General features: G+C 39.0%; 19 protein-coding genes. All 19 read right to left on the bottom strand.

Going from position 1 to position 20,689, the window contains the following annotated elements:
• Window positions 1-12: 12 nt before the first annotated feature.
• Window positions 13-1,470: a bifunctional methyltransferase/pyrophosphohydrolase YabN gene (yabN, locus tag AN957_RS00180; protein ID WP_056681682.1), complete on the bottom strand. Its 1,458-nt coding sequence runs from the start codon at window positions 1,468-1,470 to the stop codon at window positions 13-15.
• Between the two features lie 15 nt (window positions 1,471-1,485).
• Window positions 1,486-3,087, bottom strand: coding sequence for a putative polysaccharide biosynthesis protein (locus AN957_RS00175; RefSeq protein ID WP_056681678.1), 1,602 nt, complete (start codon window positions 3,085-3,087; stop codon window positions 1,486-1,488).
• 367 nt (window positions 3,088-3,454) lie between these two features.
• A complete protein-coding gene (spoVT, locus tag AN957_RS00170) occupies window positions 3,455-3,991 on the bottom strand; it encodes a stage V sporulation protein T (protein WP_053479360.1) in 537 nt (178 codons plus the stop codon).
• 273 nt (window positions 3,992-4,264) lie between these two features.
• Entirely contained in the window at window positions 4,265-7,801 is a 3,537-nt protein-coding gene (mfd, locus tag AN957_RS00165; RefSeq protein ID WP_056681674.1) for a transcription-repair coupling factor, read from the bottom strand.
• Between the two features lie 232 nt (window positions 7,802-8,033).
• On the bottom strand, window positions 8,034-8,264 hold the full coding sequence (gene fin, locus AN957_RS00160; protein ID WP_053479358.1) for an anti-sigma-F factor Fin: 231 nt from the start codon (window positions 8,262-8,264) through the stop codon (window positions 8,034-8,036).
• 149 nt (window positions 8,265-8,413) lie between these two features.
• Window positions 8,414-8,974, bottom strand: a complete 561-nt coding sequence (gene pth, locus AN957_RS00155; protein WP_056681671.1) for an aminoacyl-tRNA hydrolase — start codon at window positions 8,972-8,974, stop codon at window positions 8,414-8,416.
• A gap of 100 nt (window positions 8,975-9,074) precedes the next feature.
• The gene (locus AN957_RS00150) at window positions 9,075-9,710 is read right to left on the bottom strand and encodes a 50S ribosomal protein L25/general stress protein Ctc (RefSeq protein WP_053479356.1); all 636 of its coding nucleotides are present in this window, start codon (window positions 9,708-9,710) and stop codon (window positions 9,075-9,077) included.
• 331 nt (window positions 9,711-10,041) lie between these two features.
• Window positions 10,042-10,998, bottom strand: a complete 957-nt coding sequence (locus AN957_RS00145) for a ribose-phosphate diphosphokinase (protein WP_056681669.1) — start codon at window positions 10,996-10,998, stop codon at window positions 10,042-10,044.
• Window positions 10,999-11,015: 17 nt separating this feature from the next.
• Window positions 11,016-12,389 carry a bifunctional UDP-N-acetylglucosamine diphosphorylase/glucosamine-1-phosphate N-acetyltransferase GlmU gene (gene glmU / locus AN957_RS00140; protein WP_056681664.1) on the bottom strand — a complete coding sequence of 458 codons (1,374 nt, stop codon included), beginning with the start codon at window positions 12,387-12,389 and terminating at the stop codon, window positions 11,016-11,018.
• Window positions 12,390-12,682: 293 nt separating this feature from the next.
• Window positions 12,683-12,973, bottom strand: a complete 291-nt coding sequence (gene spoVG, locus AN957_RS00135; RefSeq protein WP_053479353.1) for a septation regulator SpoVG — start codon at window positions 12,971-12,973, stop codon at window positions 12,683-12,685.
• 280 nt (window positions 12,974-13,253) lie between these two features.
• Window positions 13,254-13,628 (bottom strand): RidA family protein, encoded by a 375-nt coding sequence (locus tag AN957_RS00130; RefSeq protein ID WP_053479352.1) that lies wholly within the window; start codon window positions 13,626-13,628, stop codon window positions 13,254-13,256.
• The gene (gene purR, locus AN957_RS00125; protein WP_056681661.1) at window positions 13,625-14,467 is read right to left on the bottom strand and encodes a pur operon repressor; all 843 of its coding nucleotides are present in this window, start codon (window positions 14,465-14,467) and stop codon (window positions 13,625-13,627) included. The genes AN957_RS00130 and purR overlap by 4 nt, the downstream gene beginning before the upstream one ends.
• Window positions 14,468-14,526: 59 nt before the next feature.
• Window positions 14,527-15,396 carry a 4-(cytidine 5'-diphospho)-2-C-methyl-D-erythritol kinase gene (gene ispE / locus AN957_RS00120; RefSeq protein ID WP_056681658.1) on the bottom strand — a complete coding sequence of 290 codons (870 nt, stop codon included), beginning with the start codon at window positions 15,394-15,396 and terminating at the stop codon, window positions 14,527-14,529.
• A 208-nt stretch (window positions 15,397-15,604) separates the two neighbouring features.
• A complete protein-coding gene (locus AN957_RS00115; RefSeq protein WP_075209064.1) occupies window positions 15,605-15,781 on the bottom strand; it encodes a small, acid-soluble spore protein, alpha/beta type in 177 nt (58 codons plus the stop codon).
• A 136-nt stretch (window positions 15,782-15,917) separates the two neighbouring features.
• On the bottom strand, window positions 15,918-16,181 hold the full coding sequence (gene veg, locus AN957_RS00110) for a biofilm formation stimulator Veg (protein WP_053479348.1): 264 nt from the start codon (window positions 16,179-16,181) through the stop codon (window positions 15,918-15,920).
• A gap of 227 nt (window positions 16,182-16,408) precedes the next feature.
• Window positions 16,409-17,293 (bottom strand): sporulation peptidase YabG, encoded by an 885-nt coding sequence (yabG, locus tag AN957_RS00105; RefSeq protein WP_053479347.1) that lies wholly within the window; start codon window positions 17,291-17,293, stop codon window positions 16,409-16,411.
• Between the two features lie 349 nt (window positions 17,294-17,642).
• A complete protein-coding gene (gene rsmA / locus AN957_RS00100; RefSeq protein ID WP_056681655.1) occupies window positions 17,643-18,521 on the bottom strand; it encodes a 16S rRNA (adenine(1518)-N(6)/adenine(1519)-N(6))-dimethyltransferase RsmA in 879 nt (292 codons plus the stop codon).
• Window positions 18,514-19,074 carry a ribonuclease M5 gene (rnmV, locus tag AN957_RS00095; protein WP_053479345.1) on the bottom strand — a complete coding sequence of 187 codons (561 nt, stop codon included), beginning with the start codon at window positions 19,072-19,074 and terminating at the stop codon, window positions 18,514-18,516. The genes rsmA and rnmV overlap by 8 nt, the downstream gene beginning before the upstream one ends.
• Before the next feature lie 367 nt (window positions 19,075-19,441).
• Window positions 19,442-20,623, bottom strand: a complete 1,182-nt coding sequence (locus tag AN957_RS00090; RefSeq protein ID WP_053479344.1) for a G5 and 3D domain-containing protein — start codon at window positions 20,621-20,623, stop codon at window positions 19,442-19,444.
• Between the last annotated feature and the right edge of the window lie 66 nt (window positions 20,624-20,689).

Below are 20,689 nucleotides of genomic sequence, written 5' to 3'. Positions count from 1 at the left end.
ACGCTCCTTTATTTACAAACCTTTTTCTTTCGCTTCATCCCAAAATTGATCAAGCTGTTCTAATGGAAAAGCTTCAAATGGCTTTCCGCTTTCCTTTACCCGTTTTTCTACATATGAAAATCGGCGTTTGAATTTTTGATTGGTCTGGTATAATGCTTCTTCCGGATTAATGTTATAAAACCTGGCAATATTGACAAAAGCAAAGAGAATGTCGCCGAATTCATTTGGCATTTTATCACTGTTATTCTCTGCTTCTAATTCAAATTCACGAATCTCCTCTTTTACTTTCTCCCAGGCTGGTCCTACTTCCTTCCAGTCGAAACCAACTTTTGCTGCTTTCTTTTGGATTTCCGCAGCCGCCATTAAATTAGGAAGAGACTTTTCTACTTGATCAAGGAGAGATTCTTCTGCTATTCCCTTTTCTTCTTTTTTTATAGCCTGCCAATTCTTCAATACATCTTCTTCGGTTTCTGCTGTTGTATGGCCAAATACATGCGGATGACGGCGAACCATTTTTTGAGATAACCCTTCAATGACGTCATCTATTGAGAAAAACCCATCATCCTCACCAATTTGGGCATGCAGGAGGACTTGAAGAAGGACATCACCAAGCTCTTCTATCAAATGATCGATATCGTCTTCATTTATCGCCTCAATGAGTTCATATGCCTCTTCGATTAAATACTTCTTTAAAGATTCATGTGTTTGCTTTTTATCCCATGGACACCCATTAGGCCCACGCAATTCAGCAATAATGTGACGGAGCTTTGTAAACCGTTTATATAGAATAGCTTCATCACTGACTGGCGGGACATAAACAGAAGTTAAATTATTTAACTCGACTTCCCGATCAAGTTCGTATAATGGAACCTTTTGAATCCGTTCGGATTGGCTCCCTGCTGCTGTCACAATATATATATCATAGTCATACGGGAGGATATCCATAAGTGTAAGCTTTACTTCTGAAGCAACAAATTGATCATACACCTGACCAATAATTACATGCTGTTTCACTTCCATTTCATCCTTCTTCAGACTTGTGCCATCTAGAAGCTGAAAGCCATCGATCGGGTCAATTTTTAACGCTTGAAATAGGGCATCAAGAAAGCTTTGTCCACCGCCAACTTCTATGTCCACACCTCTTTCAGGTGCTTTTTCGAGTAAAAGCTGTACGGTTTGTTCGGCCACAAGCGGATGACCAGGCATTGCATAAGTAATATTTCCCTTTGATAAAGCTTCATCAAGAAGAAAATGACAAATTTCCTCATATACTGCTTGAAATTGATCATGCTTTTCATAAACAGAATCAAAAGAAGTGAACACCAATCCCTCTTTTTCTAGTTCATTCACTACCGGATGCTCCTTCGTCCGCAAAAAAAGTGGATCCGCATTCTTTAATGCTCGATACACACCAAGTGGAAGCTGGTCCAAATCTCCTGCACCAAGCCCGAGTATACGAATTTTATTCATTTGTATCTTCAACTCCTATTTCTTTTTTGGCAGGAAAAACAATAGCTTGCTTCCAAACGGCAGCAGGGCAAGTTCCTCCTCTTTAAAGGTCCTCCCTTTTAAAACAATCCAAACATATATGATTGCACCTACAATTACAGCACTTACGGACTGAAGTCCTGCAAACAGACGATCATGATCAAAGGTTGGGAAAAGACCCGTTACATATATATAAATCTTTAAAACGATCACCATGACAAGTGCAGCTGCACTTACTACTAGGAAAGATCGCATACTCAAAATAGATGTTCTTAGTAACTTTCGAAGCCTGTATAACAATATAACCATGACCATACCTAATGTTAGACAGGATGCCAACGCTGCACCCATTGTATCAAACAACGGAACAAGGATCATATTCAAACCATATTTCACGCCAAACCCGCATAGAATAGCAAAAGCAGGGAAAAGAAAATTGCCTAACCCCTGAAGAATAGCGGTTGTGGTAATGATGATGGACGTAAATAAAATCAGCAAACATAATACCGCCAGCACTTCAGACCCATTACTATTTTCAAACAGCATTCTGTTAGTAGGTTCAATAATACTCCATAATCCAAATGTAGCACCCACTCCAATGAATAGACCGATTTGAATGGCAAGGCGGATTTTATCATGCATATATTCCATTTGTTCTTTCAACTTTTCACTCGTAATCATCGGAACGAGAGACAATGACATAGAAGTCGCAACAACCGTCCCAAGCTGTATTAACGGCTGTCCTCGGTCATATATCCCCTTTAATTCCTTTGCCCCTTCACTAGTTAAACCAGAAGAAAGGAGAATAGAATATAAATTCAATGAATCAGCCATTTGGATAAAAACAAGTAACATGCTGCTTATACAAACAGCAAAGCCTTGAAACAAGAGTGCATTTGCCAATCTCCTGCTTTCTTTCCAATTCACTTTCTCAATTGATAGGAATGCTCGTTTTCTTCTAGTCCAATAAAAAGCACCCAATAGGAGAATAGCTGTAATTCCACCGGTTACTGAACCAAGAACGGCCCCGCTTCCAACTATGTATAGGCTATACTCCTTTTTTGTCAGAATCCATGCTGTGAGCAAAATAGTAAGCACACGAACAAACTGTTCTCCAACTTGAGATATAGCGGTCGGAACCATATTTCCAGTTCCTTGAAAATAACCTCTAAGGACAGACACAATTGGAAAGATTAGAAAGACGAATGAAATCATTCGCAGCAATTGGGCAAGTCCTGGGTCACCCATTGATGCAGCGAGTCGCTCAGCTCCCCAATAAAGGATCGAAAAGCCAGAAAAACCAATTAGCATTAAAACAACTGCAGCAATGGCAAATAAACGATGTACTCCATTTTTCCCCTGTTTCACTGCCTGCTCTGCATAAAGCTTAGAGATAATAACCGGAAACCCATTCGTAGCTAATACTAATGCAACGCCATAGAATGGATATACCTGCTGATAAATATAAAATCCAACATCTCCAACAATATTTTGAAATGGTACGCGATACATCGCACTTAATATCTTTGTAATTAAAGCAGCAATTGTTAATATGAGCGCTCCTTTAAATAAATCTCTAGAATTCTTTTCGGGCCCCATAAGCCCAACTCCTCCCAAAACACAATCAGCAATAATTCAGAAGTATTATAACACAGAAATGCGGAGGTGCCTTGTTCACCCCCGACAAGCATAAGACGAACTGGCTGGAAGGTTGTTTTTTAGCCTTCTAGACAGTTTGGCTTATGACCTCGAGGGGGTAGGCACTGCAGCTAGACAAAACAGAAATGCGGAGGTGCCTTGTTCACCCCCGACAAGCATAGGACAAGCCGGCTATATTAACTTTCTAAATAGATAAGGTCAGATCTAAGTGCTGATCCCGTCTGAAAAAAGAAAAAGGGCAGCATTTTGCTACCCCTTTTTCAAATATATTCTTTTGTAAATCTTGAACTAGGAAGCTAAGTACTTCTTAAGATTCCATTTGTCTTGCTAAGAAGCTCGCTGCGGTCTCCACCGCTTTTTGTTCTACATCACCTAAGGAGCCCTCTTTTGCATAAATAATGACTGCACCAATTGGATCCCCATTCGCAATAATCGGACCCATTGTATAAGCGGATAAATCCTCTGAATTCCCTTCAACCAAGGAGATATTACCAGACTGATTCATAATAACTGAACTGCGGTCTTCCATGGTTTTCTCAACTAGTTCGCTAACATTTTTGTTTAAATATTCCTTCTTCGAACCACCTGCAACAGCAATAAACGTATCTCTGTCACAAATTAAGACCGGATTGCCAAGACTGTCATACAATGCTTCTGCATACTCCTTCGCAAAATCACTAAGTTCACTGATTGGAGAGTATTTCTTTAGAATCACTTCTCCATCACGATCCACAAAAATTTCGAGTGGGTCTCCTTCACGAATACGTAATGTTCTGCGTATTTCCTTAGGAATAACTACACGACCTAAATCATCGATTCGACGAACAATGCCAGTTGCCTTCATCTAATGTTGCCTCACTTTCATCTGATGATTTTTGAAAAGCGGCTGCGCTAAAACAGCTGTCTAACTTAAGACGCACCTGCTTTTCCTTTAGCAATGCTTTAATTGGGAGAAAATGAATGCATCGCCATGTTTGAACTTAGTATCTTTCATCTGGAAAGTTATATACACGTTCAATTATTTTTTTCTCATGTAGGTAGTAGTAACCAAATTTGGTTAAACATTACATCGGGCTTTCTTATGAAATACCCTTATCCTAAGCAACTGAAACATTTTCTATGAAGTTGTTTGACTCTGTACCTCTTTTTTTGATCCATAAAGACCACGGACAATTTCAAAGGCAATATTCAACCATTCTCTAGTTTTCATCCCTTTAATATAAAGAACAGCCTTAAGTTTTTTCCCATCCATTCCAAGACCAACTGTTCGTCCATATTTACTTGTTACTTCAAAGATCTTCTGACCGTCAATTTGAGAACTTGCCTTTTCAGATAATAGTATTAAGACTTCATTCTTAGTCTGCTTAATCGTTTCAATTCCGATCATTTCTCCATAAACCTTCATTTCAGTCATTTGGAATAGATAAGATACTTCATCTGGATACTCACCAAACCGATCAAGCATTTCTTCATTTAATTCCTCTAGATCTTCCAATGAAGAAGCGCCTCTAAATCGTTTATACATTTCAATCTTTTGATGACCGTCATTAATATAAGCATCAGGAAGATAGGCATCTACTTCAAGGTCCACTTCTGTTCGCGGCTTAATCTCTTCATTCATATTGCCTTTTCGATCCTCAATCGCTTCTTTTAACATTTGAGAATATAAATCAAAACCAACCGAATCGATGAAGCCATGCTGCTCTGCCCCTAGCAGGTTTCCGGCTCCCCTAATCGATAAATCACGCATGGCAATCTTAAATCCGGATCCTAGCTCTGTAAATTCCTTTATGGCTTGAAGTCGTTTTTCTGCCACTTCTGTTAATACCTTATCCTTACGATAGGTGAAATAGGCATAGGCAACCCGATTCGAACGGCCAACCCTTCCTCTTAGCTGATAAAGCTGTGAGAGCCCCATTTTATCAGCATCATGGACAATCAAGGTATTCACATTCGGAATATCGACACCTGTTTCAATAATCGTTGTGCTCACAAGTACATCAGATTCTCCTGCAAGAAAGCTCAGCATGACCGATTCTAGTTCATTTTCTGTCATTTTCCCGTGGGCATAGGTCACCTTCGCATCTGGTACAAGCATAGAAATTTCTTCCGCTTTTCTTTCAATATCTTCGACTCTATTATAGAGAAAATACACTTGCCCATCTCTCGCAAGTTCTCTTTCAATCGCTTCACGAACGATTCCGCCATTATATTCCATGACATATGTCTGAATCGGAAAACGATTTTCAGGTGGTGTCTCAATAACAGACAGATCACGCACACCCAGCATGGACATGTGGAGAGTCCTCGGAATTGGCGTTGCTGTAAGCGTCAATACATCCACATTCGTCTTCAGCTGTTTAATTTTTTCTTTATGTGTCACACCGAAGCGCTGCTCTTCATCGACGATTAATAGACCTAAATCACGGTAGGAAATATCCTTTGATAAAATACGATGAGTACCAACTACAACGTCAACTGCACCAGACTTCAGCCCTTTTATCGTTTCTGTTTGCTGCTTTCTTGACCGAAAACGGCTCAAGAGGCCAATTTCAATCGGAAAGTCTTGAAACCTTTCCCTCATTGTTTCATAATGCTGCTGGGCAAGAATCGTAGTTGGAACAAGGATAGCCACTTGTTTTCCATCCGCAATTGCTTTAAAAGCAGCACGGATTGCCACCTCTGTCTTTCCGTAACCAACATCCCCGCAAAGCAATCGATCCATCGGCCGCTCTCTTTCCATATCCCGTTTAATCTCATGGATTGAACGGAGCTGGTCTTCTGTTTCTTGATAAGCAAATGCCGATTCAAATTCTCTTTGCATTTCTCCATCCGGACTAAAAGCATGTCCTTTCGAAGCTTCCCTTTCCGCATAAAGCTTAATAAGATCATCCGCAATATCCTGAACAGAGGATTCAACTTTCTTTTTAACCCGCTTCCAGTCATTACCGCCTAATTTATATATTTTTGGCTCTTTTGCCTCTGAGCCTACATATTTCTGAATAAGATCAATTTGCTCAACTGGAACATAAAGCTTATCACTGCCTTGATATCGTATATGAAGATAATCTTTATGAACACCATTGATTACTAGTGTTTCAATCCCTAAATATTTCCCAATTCCATGATTCACATGGACAACATAATCTCCAACTTTTAATTCTGAATAGCTTTTAATTCGTTCAGCATTTGAAAGTTTTTGGCGACGAGGCTGTTTTTTTGTCCGTTTATTAAAAAGCTCCTCTTCCGTGATCACTGCAAGCTTTTGAATCGGCAATTCAAATCCCGTATGAAGATTTCCTTCTACAATTTGAACTTTTCCAAGAAGAAACGGCTGTTTTTCATCTATGAACAGCGTGTCAATTTCATAGTCTTCTAACACTCTTTGAAGCTTCCTTACCCGCTCTTCTCCAGGACCTACTAGAATAACGGTATATTTTGCTTTTTTCCATCGTTCCAGTTCACCTTTTAACACATTCATTTGACCGTGGAAATTCTGCATTTGCTTGCATGTTACATTAATAATATTTTCTGGACTTGTATTCGGGACGTGTCTTAAAAATAAGGACATATATATAACAGGCTGCTTCTTCTTATTTAGAAATCCTTTTAAATTATGGGATATTTTCACTTCATGGATAATTTGGCCTTCACTTAATAGACTTGTATACCATTCTGCTTCTTCCTTCTCCAAAGAGTCATTCATCTCTTGGACACGACTGATTTCATCAATAATAATAAGACCATTCTCAGGAAGATAATCTACTAAACTATTTCTTTCCTCATAGGCAAAGGAGAGGTACTTGAATAGTTGATCTGGTTTACTGCCCATTTTCAATTGTTCTAACTCAAAACCAATATTTTGTGCTAGCAGTGTCTTTGCCTTCTCATCTTTTATCTTTTTAAGACTTGATCCTAATCCTTTTTCAAGCTTTTCAATGATTTTACTAAAATGATCAGCTTGTAAAGGATATTCTGTTGCAGGTCCGATTGTCACATCTGATAGTTTCTCTTTTGAACGCTGATCCTCCAATGAAAAGGAACGAATCGAATCTACTTCTGTATCAAATAATTCAATCCGGATAGGGTCTGTTTCCGTTAAAGGATAAATATCAATAATTCCACCTCTTATACTGAATTCACCTGGGGATGAAACCATTCCAACCCGTGTATATCCCATTTGAACAAATTGAAGAAATTGATCTTCTAGAAGTTCATCGCCTACTTTTAATGTTAATTGGCAAGCATTCCAAAGAGATGCGGGTGGGAGGATTTTTCTCAGTCCTGCCATTGGGGCAATTAAAATTCCTTCTTTACTTTTGCTCCAATAGTTTAATACTTCTATTCGCTGTGCCTTTAATTCTGGACTAGCAATACTAATTTCTGCAGCGATTAATTCATTAGCTGGATATAAAAATACCTCTGATTCTCCAGCTAAATTAACAATATCCTCATATAATTTCTGTGCTTGAAGTAGGTTATGTGTAACAACAAGCATCGGCCTTCCTGTCTGTTCATAAACAGATGCTAGAAAAAGTGTACGAGCAGAACCGGATAAGCCAGATATTAGCTGCTCCCTCAGTCCTTCTTTTATACCAGACAAGACGGACCTTACATCATCTTGCTGACTTATCATATGTTTAAGCCCTATCATGGCTACCCTCCAATCTGAAATGCGCAAGCGGCTTGGTCAGACCCGACAAGCATAAGACAAGACGGCTAGAAGGTTGTTCTTTAACCTTCTGGACGGGTTGGCTTATGACTCGAGGGTCTAGCCGCTGAAGCTAGACAATCTGAAATGCGCAAGCGGCTTGTCAGTAGGTTTTCACCGACAATTCACAATAATTAGAAATAGAAAAACGCTTTGGATGATGGTCCAAAGCCTATTATTGAATCAAGAAGTCATGTTCGTGATAATCAGGATTGCGCTCTAACAGTTCATGACAATCTTCACATATTGCTTTTACTTGAAGATCTCCTGACTGATCATACGAAATCATTTCCTGTCGTTCTGAATGATTTAATAGATGAAAACCTAGAGAGTCCGTATTTATCGCTGTATTTTCAATTGTTCCTATTTTTACTCCACAATGACGGCAATGATAATGTATAGCCACTCCCTGTCCCTCCCCGCAAAACGTTCAATACTATTAGTATGAACGCATTGTTATGAACTTATTCATTAGGGATACAGATGCATAGCATACAGTAACATTCATATATAAAGATATATTATTTTATGATACTAATAAAAAAATATGATGGATTACTGGTTATATTCATTCATAATATGTAGAAATGGCTTTGATATCCAATCCTCACAGGCATTTGTGCATTTTAGAATAACCTCACCCAATATTTCCTGCTCTTCTTTCGAAAATCTTCCTAGAACATAGTCTGGAACCTTCATTCCGCTTGGTGGTCTGTCAATCCCTACTCTTATTCTGTTAAACTCTTGTGTTCCCAAATGAGCAATGGTTGACTTTATACCATTATGACCGCCCGCACTGCCTTTTTGCCGCAATCTAATTTTCCCAACCGGTAAATCTAAATCATCATAAATAACGACAAGCTCTTCATCTTCTATTTGAAAATAATCCATTAAAGCAGCAATAGATTCTCCTGATAAATTCATATAGGTTAGAGGCTTTAATAGATATACTTTCTCCCCTTGCACATGGCCAACCCCATAGATTCCTTGAAATTTCCCCTGGTTTAAAGGAATATTCAATCGATCAGAAAGTGCATCAATAACTTCGAACCCAATATTATGCCGTGTCTTTTCATACTGCTTTCCTGGATTTCCCAGTCCAACAATTAGTTTCATCTTCCCACCATCTTTTTAAATATTGCCTAAAAAGAAGGGGCCGACCAATTATAGCAGGCCAGTCCCTTCCGTTCGGGCAAGGCTTTATCCCTTTTAGCCTTTATTCTTCACTGCTTTTCGTTTCTCTGCCTTCCTCATTATCAGGAGTTCCAGGCTCCTGCTCTTCACCGCTATTAATTTCTGCTTCCTGTCTAGGAGGTAGGATGGAGGCAACAACTTCCTCGTCGCCCTCGTTTATTGTATACCCGCTGTTCGTTTGAATATCAGCAATAGTAAGTGTTTCATTCACTTGAAGATTTGAAACATCGATGTCCACCGATTGAGGAATGTTATCTGGCGTAGCAGTGACAGTAAGCTCATGCATAGATTGCTGCAGCACACCGCCATCTTTAACGCCTGGTGCATCCCCAACAAGATTTATTCGCACATTAGCTGTTATTTCCTTAGACATATCTACTGCAAGAAAGTCAACATGGATTACTTCATGTTTAATCGGGTCTGCCTGATAATCACTTAATACTACATTATGTTTATTCCCGCCCAATTCTAATGAAATAACTCCATTTCTTCCTACTTTTCGGATGATCTTAGTAAAATCCGCTTCACTTACATAAATAGACTTACTGTCCAATTTTGCTCCATAGACTACAGCTGGAATATTTCCATCCTGGCGTATACGGGTTAAAGCAGATCCTCGAAATTCTTTTCTCTCCTGTGCTTGCAATACAGCTGTCATCAATTGATCCCCTTCCTCATTTTGTAATCTAAGACACTCTATATAAAAAATGCCCTAAAAGGAGGAAAACTAAACCTTCTGTTTCAAAATCAGCGCCATCAGCAGATGCAATAATAGCAGGCTTGCACTTATGCAGGCCTGCTTCTTTTTTAGGATAAGAAAGTATAATATTTCACGAATTGGAGAACTGCATAGCGCAAGCAGCCTAGGGCCTATTGACCTTCCCTTCCTTACCTGCGTTAAGTCAAGCACGAATGCGCTATCGCTCTTCGTGTTTCCTATATCTCATCGGGAGCGTCCAGTCCATATGACGTTTGCGCCTTGCTTACTATTAATCGAAAAGCGTGCTTACAGACTGCTCTTCGTGAACGCGAATGATCGCTTCTCCAATTAAAGGCGCAACAGATAGCTCAACAATTTTGTCAATTTTCTTTTCTTCTGGTAAAGCAATTGAATTTGTAACCACTAATTCTTTAATATTTGAATTCTGAATTCTTTCAATTGCTGGACCTGATAATACTGGATGTGTACAACATGCATATACTTCAGATGCTCCATTTTCCATAAGCGCATTGGCAGCAAGGGTAATCGTTCCAGCTGTATCGATGATATCATCAATTAAAATGGCTACTTTCCCATCAATATTACCTACGATATTCATTACTTCAGCAACATTTGGCTTTGGACGGCGTTTGTCAATGATGGCAATCGGAGCCTTTAGACGCTCAGCCATTTTACGTGCACGTGTAACTCCACCATGGTCCGGAGATACAATGACAACATCTCCATCCATTGCCTTCTTCTTAAAGTACTCAGATAAAATAGGCACACCCATTAAGTGATCAATTGGAATATCGAAGAATCCTTGAATTTGCGGTGCATGTAAATCAAGTGTAATCACACGTGTTGCTCCAGCTGTTTCAAGAAGATTAGCTGCTAATTTAGCAGTAATTGGTTCACGTGCTCTCGCCTTTCGATCCTGACGCGCATATCCATAATATGGCATAACGATGTTGATTGTCTTAGCTGAAGCGCGCTTTAAAGCATCGATCATAATTAAAAGTTCCATTAAGTGCTCATTTACAGGAGAGCTTGTTGATTGAATCACATATACATCACATCCGCGAATACTCTCTTCAATGTTGATTTGAATTTCTCCATCGCTAAAACGCTGTACTGAGCACTTCCCTAATTCTACTCCAATTACACTTGCAATTTCTTGTGCTAAGTCACGGTTTGAGTTAAGACTAAAAACTTTTAAATTAGGATCTAAATATTGGTTAGACATGTTGAGCCTCCATCGCATTATTTCTTTATGTTCAGTTTTTCCACATAATTCTCTTTATTCACTTGACGCGCTCTCGCAATTGACAACGCTTCCCCAGGTACATCCTCTGTGATTGTAGAACCAGCAGCTACATAAGCATTCTTGCCAATCGTTACAGGCGCTACAAGATTGGAATTACAGCCAACAAAAACGCCATCCTCAATCTTTGTCAAAAATTTATTTTTTCCATCGTAATTAACAGTGATTGTGCCACAGCCAATATTCACATCACGCCCAACCTCTGCATCACCAATATAGCTTAGATGTGAAGCTTTGCTTCCTTCACCCAAAACAGCCTTTTTCACTTCCACAAAGTTTCCAATTTTTACACTGCTGTGGATTTCTGATTTTGGACGAATATGGGCATAAGGACCAATTTGCACATCAATTCCTATTTGACTATCAAATGCGGCGGATTGACGTATGACGGTACGATCTCCTACTGTACAATCAGCAATTTCACTATGTGGACCAATCACACAATCAGAGCCGATTACCGTTTTTCCAGAAAGTGTTGTTCCTGGGTGCAAGATTGTATCCATTCCAATTATAACATCTGGACCGATATATGTATTTAATGGGTCAATAATTGTTACACCATTTTTCATGTGAAATTCATTGATCCGCTTTTTCATAAATCGCTCTGCTTCAGAAAGTGCTACACGGTCATTCACACCAAGCGTTTCTTCGAATTCATCCGTTTGATAAGCAGTAACGATTTCTTGATCATCTTTTAAAATTCCAATCACGTCAGGAAGATAGTATTCACCCTGTACATTATCATTGCTTACACGAGTAAGGGCACTAAATAAGGCGTTATTGTCAAAACAATAGGTTCCAGAATTAATTTCCTGAATTTCTCGCTCTGCCTCTGTTGCATCCTTATGTTCAACAATTTTTTCTACATACCCATTTTCATCACGAATAATGCGGCCATATCCAGAAGGATCATCCGCTAATACCGTTAGAACCGTAGCTTTCGCTTTCATCTTCTCATGGTGGTTAAGAAGTGCCTCCATTGTTTCATGCTTGATCAACGGCGTATCACCGCACACAACAATCGTTACTCCTTCTTTTCCTCCTAGGATATCTTTCGCCTGCATTACGGCATGAGCTGTCCCTAGCTGCTCTTTTTGCAAGGCATATACAATACTGTCACCAAGCTGAGATTGAACCAGTTCTGCTCCATGACCAATAATGGTAACCATTTTCTCTATATTAAGCTTTCCAACTTGGTCAACCACATGTTGAACCATTGGTTTACCGCAAACGGGATGAAGGACTTTATAAAGTTTTGATTTCATTCTTGTCCCTTGGCCCGCGGCTAATATAACCGCATAACGATTAGACATAAACGCTGCCTCCATTCCAAAATATATCTTCAACACGTCAAAAGCCATCACAACGATATCCTTTTTATCCATTAAAAATATATCTTAATTAGGACACTATTTCAAGGAATGAAAGAAACTACTTATATTTGTCAATTTAATGAACATTTTTTTGCAGGGAAGGTTTAGATGGAAACAAAAAGGGGGAATGATAGAAGAGTGGGCAGAAGTTTTTACTAACCGTTCATTCATTTTAAAAAAGAGATAAATAAAAAGAGCCATACTTTTGAAGTAGGCCCTTGATGTTTATTTGTTTAGGAAGCTCCAGCTTCTTCGAATTCAACTTCTAATTCACCTAAACGGTGGTATTCTGATAATACAGCTTCCTGAATTTTGCCTCTAGTTCCGGAGTTAATCGGATGAGCAATATCTCTAAATTCACCATCTGGAGTACGCTTGCTTGGCATCGCAACAAATAGACCGTTATTCCCATCAATCACTCGAATATCGTGAACAACAAATTCATGATCTAAAGTAATGGATGCAATAGCCCTCATCCGACCATCTGTATTAACACGGCGTAATCTTACGTCAGTTACTTCCATCCTGTTCACCACCTTTGCGAGAAGATACAAACCTAGTGTATAAATTCAACATGATTCTTGTTTCTCCTTCTTTAAGTTGAAAAAAATTTTCGAATTATTCAGTTGAAAGAGCAAGATGTCACATTTTCCCCTATATTCCCTCATTCATTATGACTAGTTTATTGTAATAATATACAAAATAATTTTAATTTATAAATAATTTGACCTATTAAAAACCATGCTCACTTAGCAAATAAAATAAAAAACAAGCTTATCAATCACGATAAGCCTGTTTTTTATTTTATTTAACTAGGGCAATTACTTCAATTTCAACTAATGCATCTTTCGGAAGTTTAGCTACCTCTACACAAGATCGAGCCGGTTTATGGGTATGGAAGTATTCCCCATACACTTCATTAATAGCAGCAAAGTCGTTCATACTCTGAATAAACACAGTCGCTTTTACAACAGTATCCAAGGAAGCTCCAGCTTCTTCAAGTACTGCTTGGAGGTTTTTAAATACTTGATGAGTTTGAGCCTTTACATCTCCCTCAACCATTACCCCTTCAGTTGTCAGTGGAATTTGTCCAGAGCTATAAAATAAATTATTTACAATGATTCCTTGAGAATAAGGACCGATTGCTGCAGGAGCCATGTTCGTTTGAATCGTCTTCATACTGATTTTCCCCCTTCTATAGATCTTTTGAAATAATTTCCTTCACCAACATTAATCTTTTTCTCTTTTACATCTACATCTGAAAGCCTAACAAGGGATAAATATTCATCTACAAGCCGCTCTTCCGCTTTCTCCGCTTCAACTAATACGGCAATACCTGCGACATATGCCTTAAACTCTTCAAGCATACTAACCATCCCATTGACCGTCCCGCCTGCCTTCATAAAATCATCAACAATCAAAACTCTTGAGCCCTCTTCAAGGCTTCTCTTTGAGAGCAGCATCGTTTGAATTCGTTTGGCAGAACCTGATACATAGTTGATGCTTACAGTTGAGCCTTCAGTCACCTTACTGTCCCTTCTAACAATAACAACAGGAACATTTAAATAATTTGCCACTGCATAGGCTAAAGGAATGCCTTTTGTAGCAACAGTCATAACCACATCAATTTTTGTATCAGCATAAGCAGAAGCAAATAAACGGCCAGCACGCTGCACAATGGTTGGGTCTCCTAATATATCTGTCATATATAAATATCCACCAGGCAATAACCTTTCAGGGCTTGCAATTAATTCACAAAGCTCTTTAATAAATGATCTTGCCTCTTCATCCGACACCTTTACATGGAACCGTACCCCGCCTGCAGCACCTGGCACTGTTTGCAGAGTACCAATATTTCTTTGTTCAAAGGTTTCCTTAATAATAGCTAAATCTTCACTAATGGAGGATTTAGCTGACCCATATCTTTCCGAAAAAAATGTTAAAGAAACTAATTGATGTGGATGTTCTAGTAAATAATTCGTCATGTCAATTAAACGTTCACTTCGACGAAATTTCATCATAGGACCCCCAGTGAAATCCGAATATTTTATCGATAATATACCACTATTATCCGGATTTAATCAAGCATATGTCTTTCACCAAGCATTCTGACTGCGAAAACTTGATCACAAAAACCTCTTAGTCCATTATAAATCCGTTGCATTCTAGAATCATGATGAACAAGTCCAAATACAGTCGGCCCACTGCCGCTCATCAATACTGCATCCGCTCCAAAACGCTTCATTTGCTCTTTAATTTGAGCGACTTCCGGATGTAAGGAAAATGTTACCTCTTCAAGAACATTGCCAACATGCCCACATACACCCTCATAATCCCCTTGTTCAATTGCTCGAATCATTTCTTTTGTTTTCGGATGGTGAATCCCATTTATATTAAGTCTGCGATACACATCCGCTGTTGAAACGCCAATAAATGGCTTAGCCAATACGACCCAGCAAGTCGGCGCAGCCGGAAGCTTCGTAATTACTTCCCCGCGACCGGTTGCAAGGGCTGTCCCTCCATATACACAGAAAGAGACGTCTGAGCCGATCTCTGCTCCTATTTCTGCAAGCTGATCAACCGAAAGTCCAAGCTTCCAAAGTTTATTGAGCCCTCTTAATACAGCAGCTGCATCACTGCTGCCGCCCGCAAGACCCGCTGCAACCGGTATAGTCTTTTCAATGGCAATCTCTACGCCACTCTTCACATGAAATCGTTCTTTTAATAGGAGTGCAGCCTGGTACGCCAGGTTCCGCTGATCATCCGGAACAAATCGATTATGTGAAATAATTTTTATTTCATCTTGTTCTAATAAAGTTAATTCTAGGCGGTCCGCTAAGTCAATTGTTGTCATTATCATTTCAACTTCATGATAGCCATCTTGCCGTTTATGTAAAACATCTAATGATAAATTGATCTTCGCCGGTGCCTTCACCAAAAGCTTCACATTTCCACCTACTTTATATATTTCAACGACTCCATTTTTTGTCCTATTTTACCACAAAACAGCAAAAGTAAGACCTCTGATCTAACTTTCGTCACAAATTATTTGTTTCACAGAATTTTCAAAATAAAAAACCAGGGCAGATAACCCCGGTTTCACACAGTGTTTTCAATTTAGTTAATTAGTAAGCATGCGTAAAAGCCATAAAAGATTATTGGTTTTTCAGAAGACTTTGCTGGGCAATTTCAACTGCTCTTTTGACCATATTCCCTGCATCTCTAGCTGTTATGCCGCCCCATCCCTCTTTTTGGACGGTATCATAAAAGCCTAATTCCTTCGCAAGCTCCTCTTTAAATCCTTCTGACATAATCCCTCTTCTTCTGCCTATGATTAACATCCCCTTCTACACTGTGTATGTATAGTATGGGACAAAGTTTTGTTTTCATTAAAATACAAGGCTCACATTTTGTAAACGAAAAGAGCCGCTGATTTCTCAGCGACTCCATGTGAAGCAAAATCATCTATTAATTTAAAGCAACTTGTCCTGTTGTATCTTCATAGAATGTAATTTGAACCGTTTCTGTTAAGACATCTGCATAGCTGTAAGATACGCGTTCAAACGCATTTTCTTCCTGATCTAACTCAATAACAAATACGGATGGGTACGTTTCAGCTAAAACACCTGAACGCTCAATCGTCTTTCTCCGTCCGCCATTGGCCTTGAGTAAAAGTCTTTTCCCAAGGTTTGAATCAAGAGCCTTTTTGATATCATTTAATGTTTTTCCCATTCGGTCCACCTCACTATGTTAAGTATATCACGTTGACACAATGGAGTCAAATTAAAAATATAAATTATAACAGGAAATAAAAAAGATTGTCAATATATTTTAATCCGCAATTTCTTCTATTTTTCAACATTTATAGGTTGCCCTTATACATATAGAAATATGTAAGCTTACTTCACATTCTCTTCATGTAAAAAAAATAAACCGTTTCATGAAGAACGGCTTACAAATCATGATTCAGTGTTTTGTTCTCTATTATAAGGCATACCTGTTCTCAATACCCCTCTTGTCTCTATTCCTCCTAATCCTTTTTCTCCGGTTAATGTATTTCTTAGAACATCCCAAACATTGATCCGCTCCATAAAGGGGGTAAAACTGATTTTTGCTACAATATAAACTGGATCAAGTGCATGGATGTTCACTCGATAAGGTGAACTTGCAAAATTTGCCCCTGCATGGATGATTGATTCGAAATGGGACTGACAAGCGCCTGCAAAAATAACAAGCTGGTCTAAATGAGGGATCTTCTTCCTTGCCTCCTTAACTGTTTGAACAAAATGTTTAGAATGTCGATAGGCATTAATATCTGCTTTTTTCCCCTTGGATTTTGAGTAGGAATCATGCCCTGTAATAACCAAAATATCTGGTCTGTAATAATCAATTAATTGTCCAATTTTGATTGGCATTTCCTTTTCATTGCAATGAATCCCTGTTACAGGAACACCGATTTTTTCGTATAAAGATAAGCACTTTTCCAAATAAGCTGGGTCACCGTCTAAATGCAGCACTCTTCCTGGTATCTGAAAATAATTATATGCCTTGCTGTACCCATCTGTAGCCTCATACTCTCGTCTTTGCTTAAGCAGATCTACATCCTGCTGAAATAACTGAAGAGATTGCTCCTCTCGTGTGTAGGATTCCTTCGCTTTCTTTTCCCTCATCGACTGGCTAACCGCAAGTAGATCCTCAAGTGGTGCATCAGCTATCAGCCGAATATCTTCCCCATATAAAATAGCGATCTTCTTGCCATTTTGTTCACGTATATCAATTACCCGAAACATAATATCACATTGATAAGAGACTCTGCCGACAATATCCATGATGTTTATGCTCACTGTTGTCACTCCATTTAGCCCTATACATATAAAGAGCGATCTATTCGAATATATTCCTCTCATAAAATATGCATACGTCCATAAACATGTGCGTTATCGCAGACAGCGGATGAAATAGAAGCTCAGCTATACCAAGAAAAGCGCAAGCGCCTTGGTGATCGCCGTACAAACTGGAAGGGCCGGTTCTTTCGATAAAGGAAACACGGTGAGCGAGAACGAACCGATGTTGACGCAATCGTTGCGGAGGGGACCTGAAGTTTGATAGGCGATAGGACGCTTGCGCTAGACAATTCTCTAACTCCAAAGTTATAAATTCTGATACTAAAAAAAGGCCTGCAACATGCAGACCTTAAGCAAAGATTGGAAATAGATGATCACTTAACCGGGCAAATTCTTCGATTGATAAAGTTTCTCCCCTTCTTCCGGGATCAATTTCCGCTTGTTTCAATGCAGAAAGAATCTCTTCCTTCTTCTGTTTTCCTTCTTGCAGCCCATTCGTAAGATTGTTTAGTAACGTTTTTCTTCTTTGTGCAAAGCTTATCCGTATTAATTGAAAAAAGAAGCCTTCATTGATTACTGATACCGCTGGTTCCTTCCTTTTCGTTAATCGAATGACTGCTGAGTCCACATTTGGCTGAGGAACAAAAACAGTTTTAGGAACAATCATTACTGTCTCAGCTTCCGTATAATATTGAATGGCAATCGAAAGGGAGCCATAATCCTTTGTTCCTGGCTTGGCAGCTATTCGATCAGCCACTTCCTTTTGGAGCATGCAAACAATCCCCCTAATCGGGAGCTTTTCTTCAAGCAGCTTCATTATGATTGGGGTTGTTACATAATAAGGGAGATTGGCCACAACCATTAAATCTGCTATCTCACCTAACTCCTTTTCAATGACCCCTTTTACATCCGCTTTTAATACATCTTCATGTATAACCTTCGTATTTGGATAGGGAGCTAGTGTTTCCTCTAAAATGGGCAATAGACGCTGATCAATTTCAAATGCGACTACCTTTTTGCTTCTTCTAGCAAGCTGCTCTGTTAAGGCACCGATTCCCGGTCCTATCTCAATGGCTGCTGAATCATCCGTTAGTTCTGCATGATCAACGATTCGCTTTAAAACATTCGTATCGATTAAAAAATTTTGTCCGAGACTTTTCTTAAAGGAAAATCCGTATTTTTCAAGAATATCCCTTGTCCTAATTGGTGTAGCAATATCTTTATGCATTGTCTTCCTCCTGACGTATAACTTGGATAGCAGCAGCAAATGAAGCCTTGCTAATCTGGAACATCATTAACCTCTTATGCAGCTGTTTCCCATTTGCAAAGCCAATTTTCAGCAACTTACCAAGCTTTTCTCTGCGCTCTCTCGCTCCCTCTCCACCGATAAGACCTGCCGTTATTAAATCCTCTTGCGTTATCTCCTCTACTGTCTCTTCATGCATCACGTGAGCAGCTTGAAGAGCCCTTCGGATTGTTTCAGGAGACGCATGTTCAACACCAACACCTTTTCCATGCTTATGAATAGCATCTTCCTTTTCGATAAAAGCATGCTTACAGCCTGGAACCTGCTCTTTAATCGTGTTGCGGATTTTTTGTCCTGGAAAATCCGGGTCAGTAAGGACAATAACCCCTCTTGTTTCTTGTGCAAGTTTTATTTTATCAATCGTTTCTAGATTAATTGCTGACCCATTTGTTTCAATTGTGTCAGCATCCAACGCTCTCTTTATAGCCGTTGTATCATCTTTTCCTTCGACAACTATAATTTCTTTAACTTTCATATTTCCTCCTTAAGACGACGAAAAGCGTAAGCGCCTTGACCATCGCCGAACAAACGCAGAAGGGCCGGTTCTTTCGATAATGGAAACACGAAGAGCGATAGCGCATTCATGTGCTTGACTTATCGTAGGGAGGGGACCAGAAGTTTGATAGGCGATAGGCGCTGCAGCTAGACAATTCTCTAATTCCAAAGTTATTCTTCTTATCTTTAAATAAAATATTTGATAAAAACCTGAAACATTTTTGTAATGTAAATCGTCTATATAGATGAACATTAAATAATGACTTTTATTATATATGAAAAATCCAAGAATGGAAAAAACAAAAAATGCAGAGGTTTTAAAAGCCCCTGCATCGTGAATAATACTATTAATTTAGAATTCTAATTTTAACCGTCTTACGGCCCCAACGGTAAGCTTCAGCTTTAGATGAGAAGAATACGTCAATTTTGTTTCCTTTGATTGCGGATCCAGTATCAGCAGCTACAGCATAACCATAGCCCTCAACATATACCTTTGTTCCTAATGGAATAACTCTTGGATCCACTGCAATCACTTTTGCATTCGGATTGGCTCTTAGGTTAATGCCTGTTGCAGTATTCCCTGAACAGCCATTACAGTTCGCTGTATATGCCGTTGAAGAGACATATATTTCTTTGCCGCCTGATTCATTTCCTCGAGACACAACATAATTGACTGTCTTTGATCCAACAGCAACTACTTTATCTGTCTTTTCTCTGACCTTTTTCTCACTAATTAATTTTCTGGAAACCTCTTTGCCATTCTCTAAAACCACTTCAAACTCTTTGTTTAGAAGGCCTTCCTTCCCTTGTGTAACAACTTTCTCTGTCCCTTTATTCATGCTGCTGTCCTTTTTCGTTACAACAGCAAACTTTATTGGTTCTTCCACTACATCGGTGACCTTTTCTACTCGAATGACATGGATCACGTCATTTTCTTTGACTTTTTCTTCTGTTTTCGGTTCAACACGATCGAACTCTCCTAGTGTAATCCCCTGTTGTGATAAAAAGTCAGCGACCGTAGTCGAAGTTGACCATACCTGTTTCTTATTCCCGCCATCAGACAAAGTGATCGGAAATGCTGTATCTATTTCTATCTCTAAATGATCTTTTATTTTGTTTTCGAGATTTGGTTGAACTTTGTCATATTCAGATAAGGCAATCTTCTGTTCATTCAAAAGCTCTTCAACTGTTTCGGATACTGTCCAAATCGTTTTCTTCTCGTTGTCTTTTACAATGTGAACCTGTTTTGCCGGCTTCCAAACAATTTCTAAATTATTTTCCACCTTTGTGTCCCTTGCTGGAAACACATAATCCTCTGAGTGTAAAGAAATTTCTAGCTCTGCGAATAACTCACTTATTGTTGCCGCATGAGTTTTAATATTTTTTTCTTGCCCATCTAATGTGATTGCTACTGTTTTCTTAGTAGTTTCAAAGATTAAGAAGCCAAAAGACGCCGCAAAAACGAGGAAACTCGCAGTAATAATTGCTAATTTCTTTTTACTCAAAGACTTGGATAACAGGTTTTTCATGTTTTTGAATACGATGAAAAACGCCTCCTTTTCTCTCGGAGTGATTATATAGACTATCGAGCTTGC

The sequence above is a fragment of the Cytobacillus solani genome (assembly GCF_001420595.1).
GTDB classification, from domain to species: Bacteria; Bacillota; Bacilli; order Bacillales; family Cytobacillaceae; genus Cytobacillus; species Cytobacillus solani.
The sequence above is the reverse complement of the archived record's forward strand: the minus strand, read 5'-3'. Positions and strand labels throughout refer to the sequence as shown.

Excerpts from the sequence above, each read along its gene's own strand:
- rsmA (WP_056681655.1), bottom strand. The coding sequence starts at position 18,521 with ATGCATAAAGATATTGCTACACCAATTAGGACAAGGGATATTCTTGAA.
- AN957_RS00150 (WP_053479356.1), bottom strand. The coding sequence starts at position 9,710 with ATGACAGCTGTATTGCAAGCACAGGAGAGAAAAGAATTTCGAGGATCT.
- AN957_RS00145 (WP_056681669.1), bottom strand. The coding sequence starts at position 10,998 with ATGTCTAACCAATATTTAGATCCTAATTTAAAAGTTTTTAGTCTTAAC.
- mfd (WP_056681674.1), bottom strand. The coding sequence starts at position 7,801 with ATGATAGGGCTTAAACATATGATAAGTCAGCAAGATGATGTAAGGTCC.
- AN957_RS00090 (WP_053479344.1), bottom strand. The coding sequence starts at position 20,623 with ATGAAAAACCTGTTATCCAAGTCTTTGAGTAAAAAGAAATTAGCAATT.
- AN957_RS00130 (WP_053479352.1), bottom strand. The coding sequence starts at position 13,628 with ATGAAGACGATTCAAACGAACATGGCTCCTGCAGCAATCGGTCCTTAT.
- spoVT (WP_053479360.1), bottom strand. The coding sequence starts at position 3,991 with ATGAAGGCAACTGGCATTGTTCGTCGAATCGATGATTTAGGTCGTGTA.
- rnmV (WP_053479345.1), bottom strand. The coding sequence starts at position 19,074 with ATGAAAGTTAAAGAAATTATAGTTGTCGAAGGAAAAGATGATACAACG.
- AN957_RS00175 (WP_056681678.1), bottom strand. The coding sequence starts at position 3,087 with ATGGGGCCCGAAAAGAATTCTAGAGATTTATTTAAAGGAGCGCTCATA.
- purR (WP_056681661.1), bottom strand. The coding sequence starts at position 14,467 with ATGAAATTTCGTCGAAGTGAACGTTTAATTGACATGACGAATTATTTA.
- veg (WP_053479348.1), bottom strand. The coding sequence starts at position 16,181 with ATGGGAAAAACATTAAATGATATCAAAAAGGCTCTTGATTCAAACCTT.
- glmU (WP_056681664.1), bottom strand. The coding sequence starts at position 12,389 with ATGTCTAATCGTTATGCGGTTATATTAGCCGCGGGCCAAGGGACAAGA.
- spoVG (WP_053479353.1), bottom strand. The coding sequence starts at position 12,973 with ATGGAAGTAACTGACGTAAGATTACGCCGTGTTAATACAGATGGTCGG.
- pth (WP_056681671.1), bottom strand. The coding sequence starts at position 8,974 with ATGAAACTAATTGTTGGACTGGGAAATCCAGGAAAGCAGTATGAAAAG.
- yabN (WP_056681682.1), bottom strand. The coding sequence starts at position 1,470 with ATGAATAAAATTCGTATACTCGGGCTTGGTGCAGGAGATTTGGACCAG.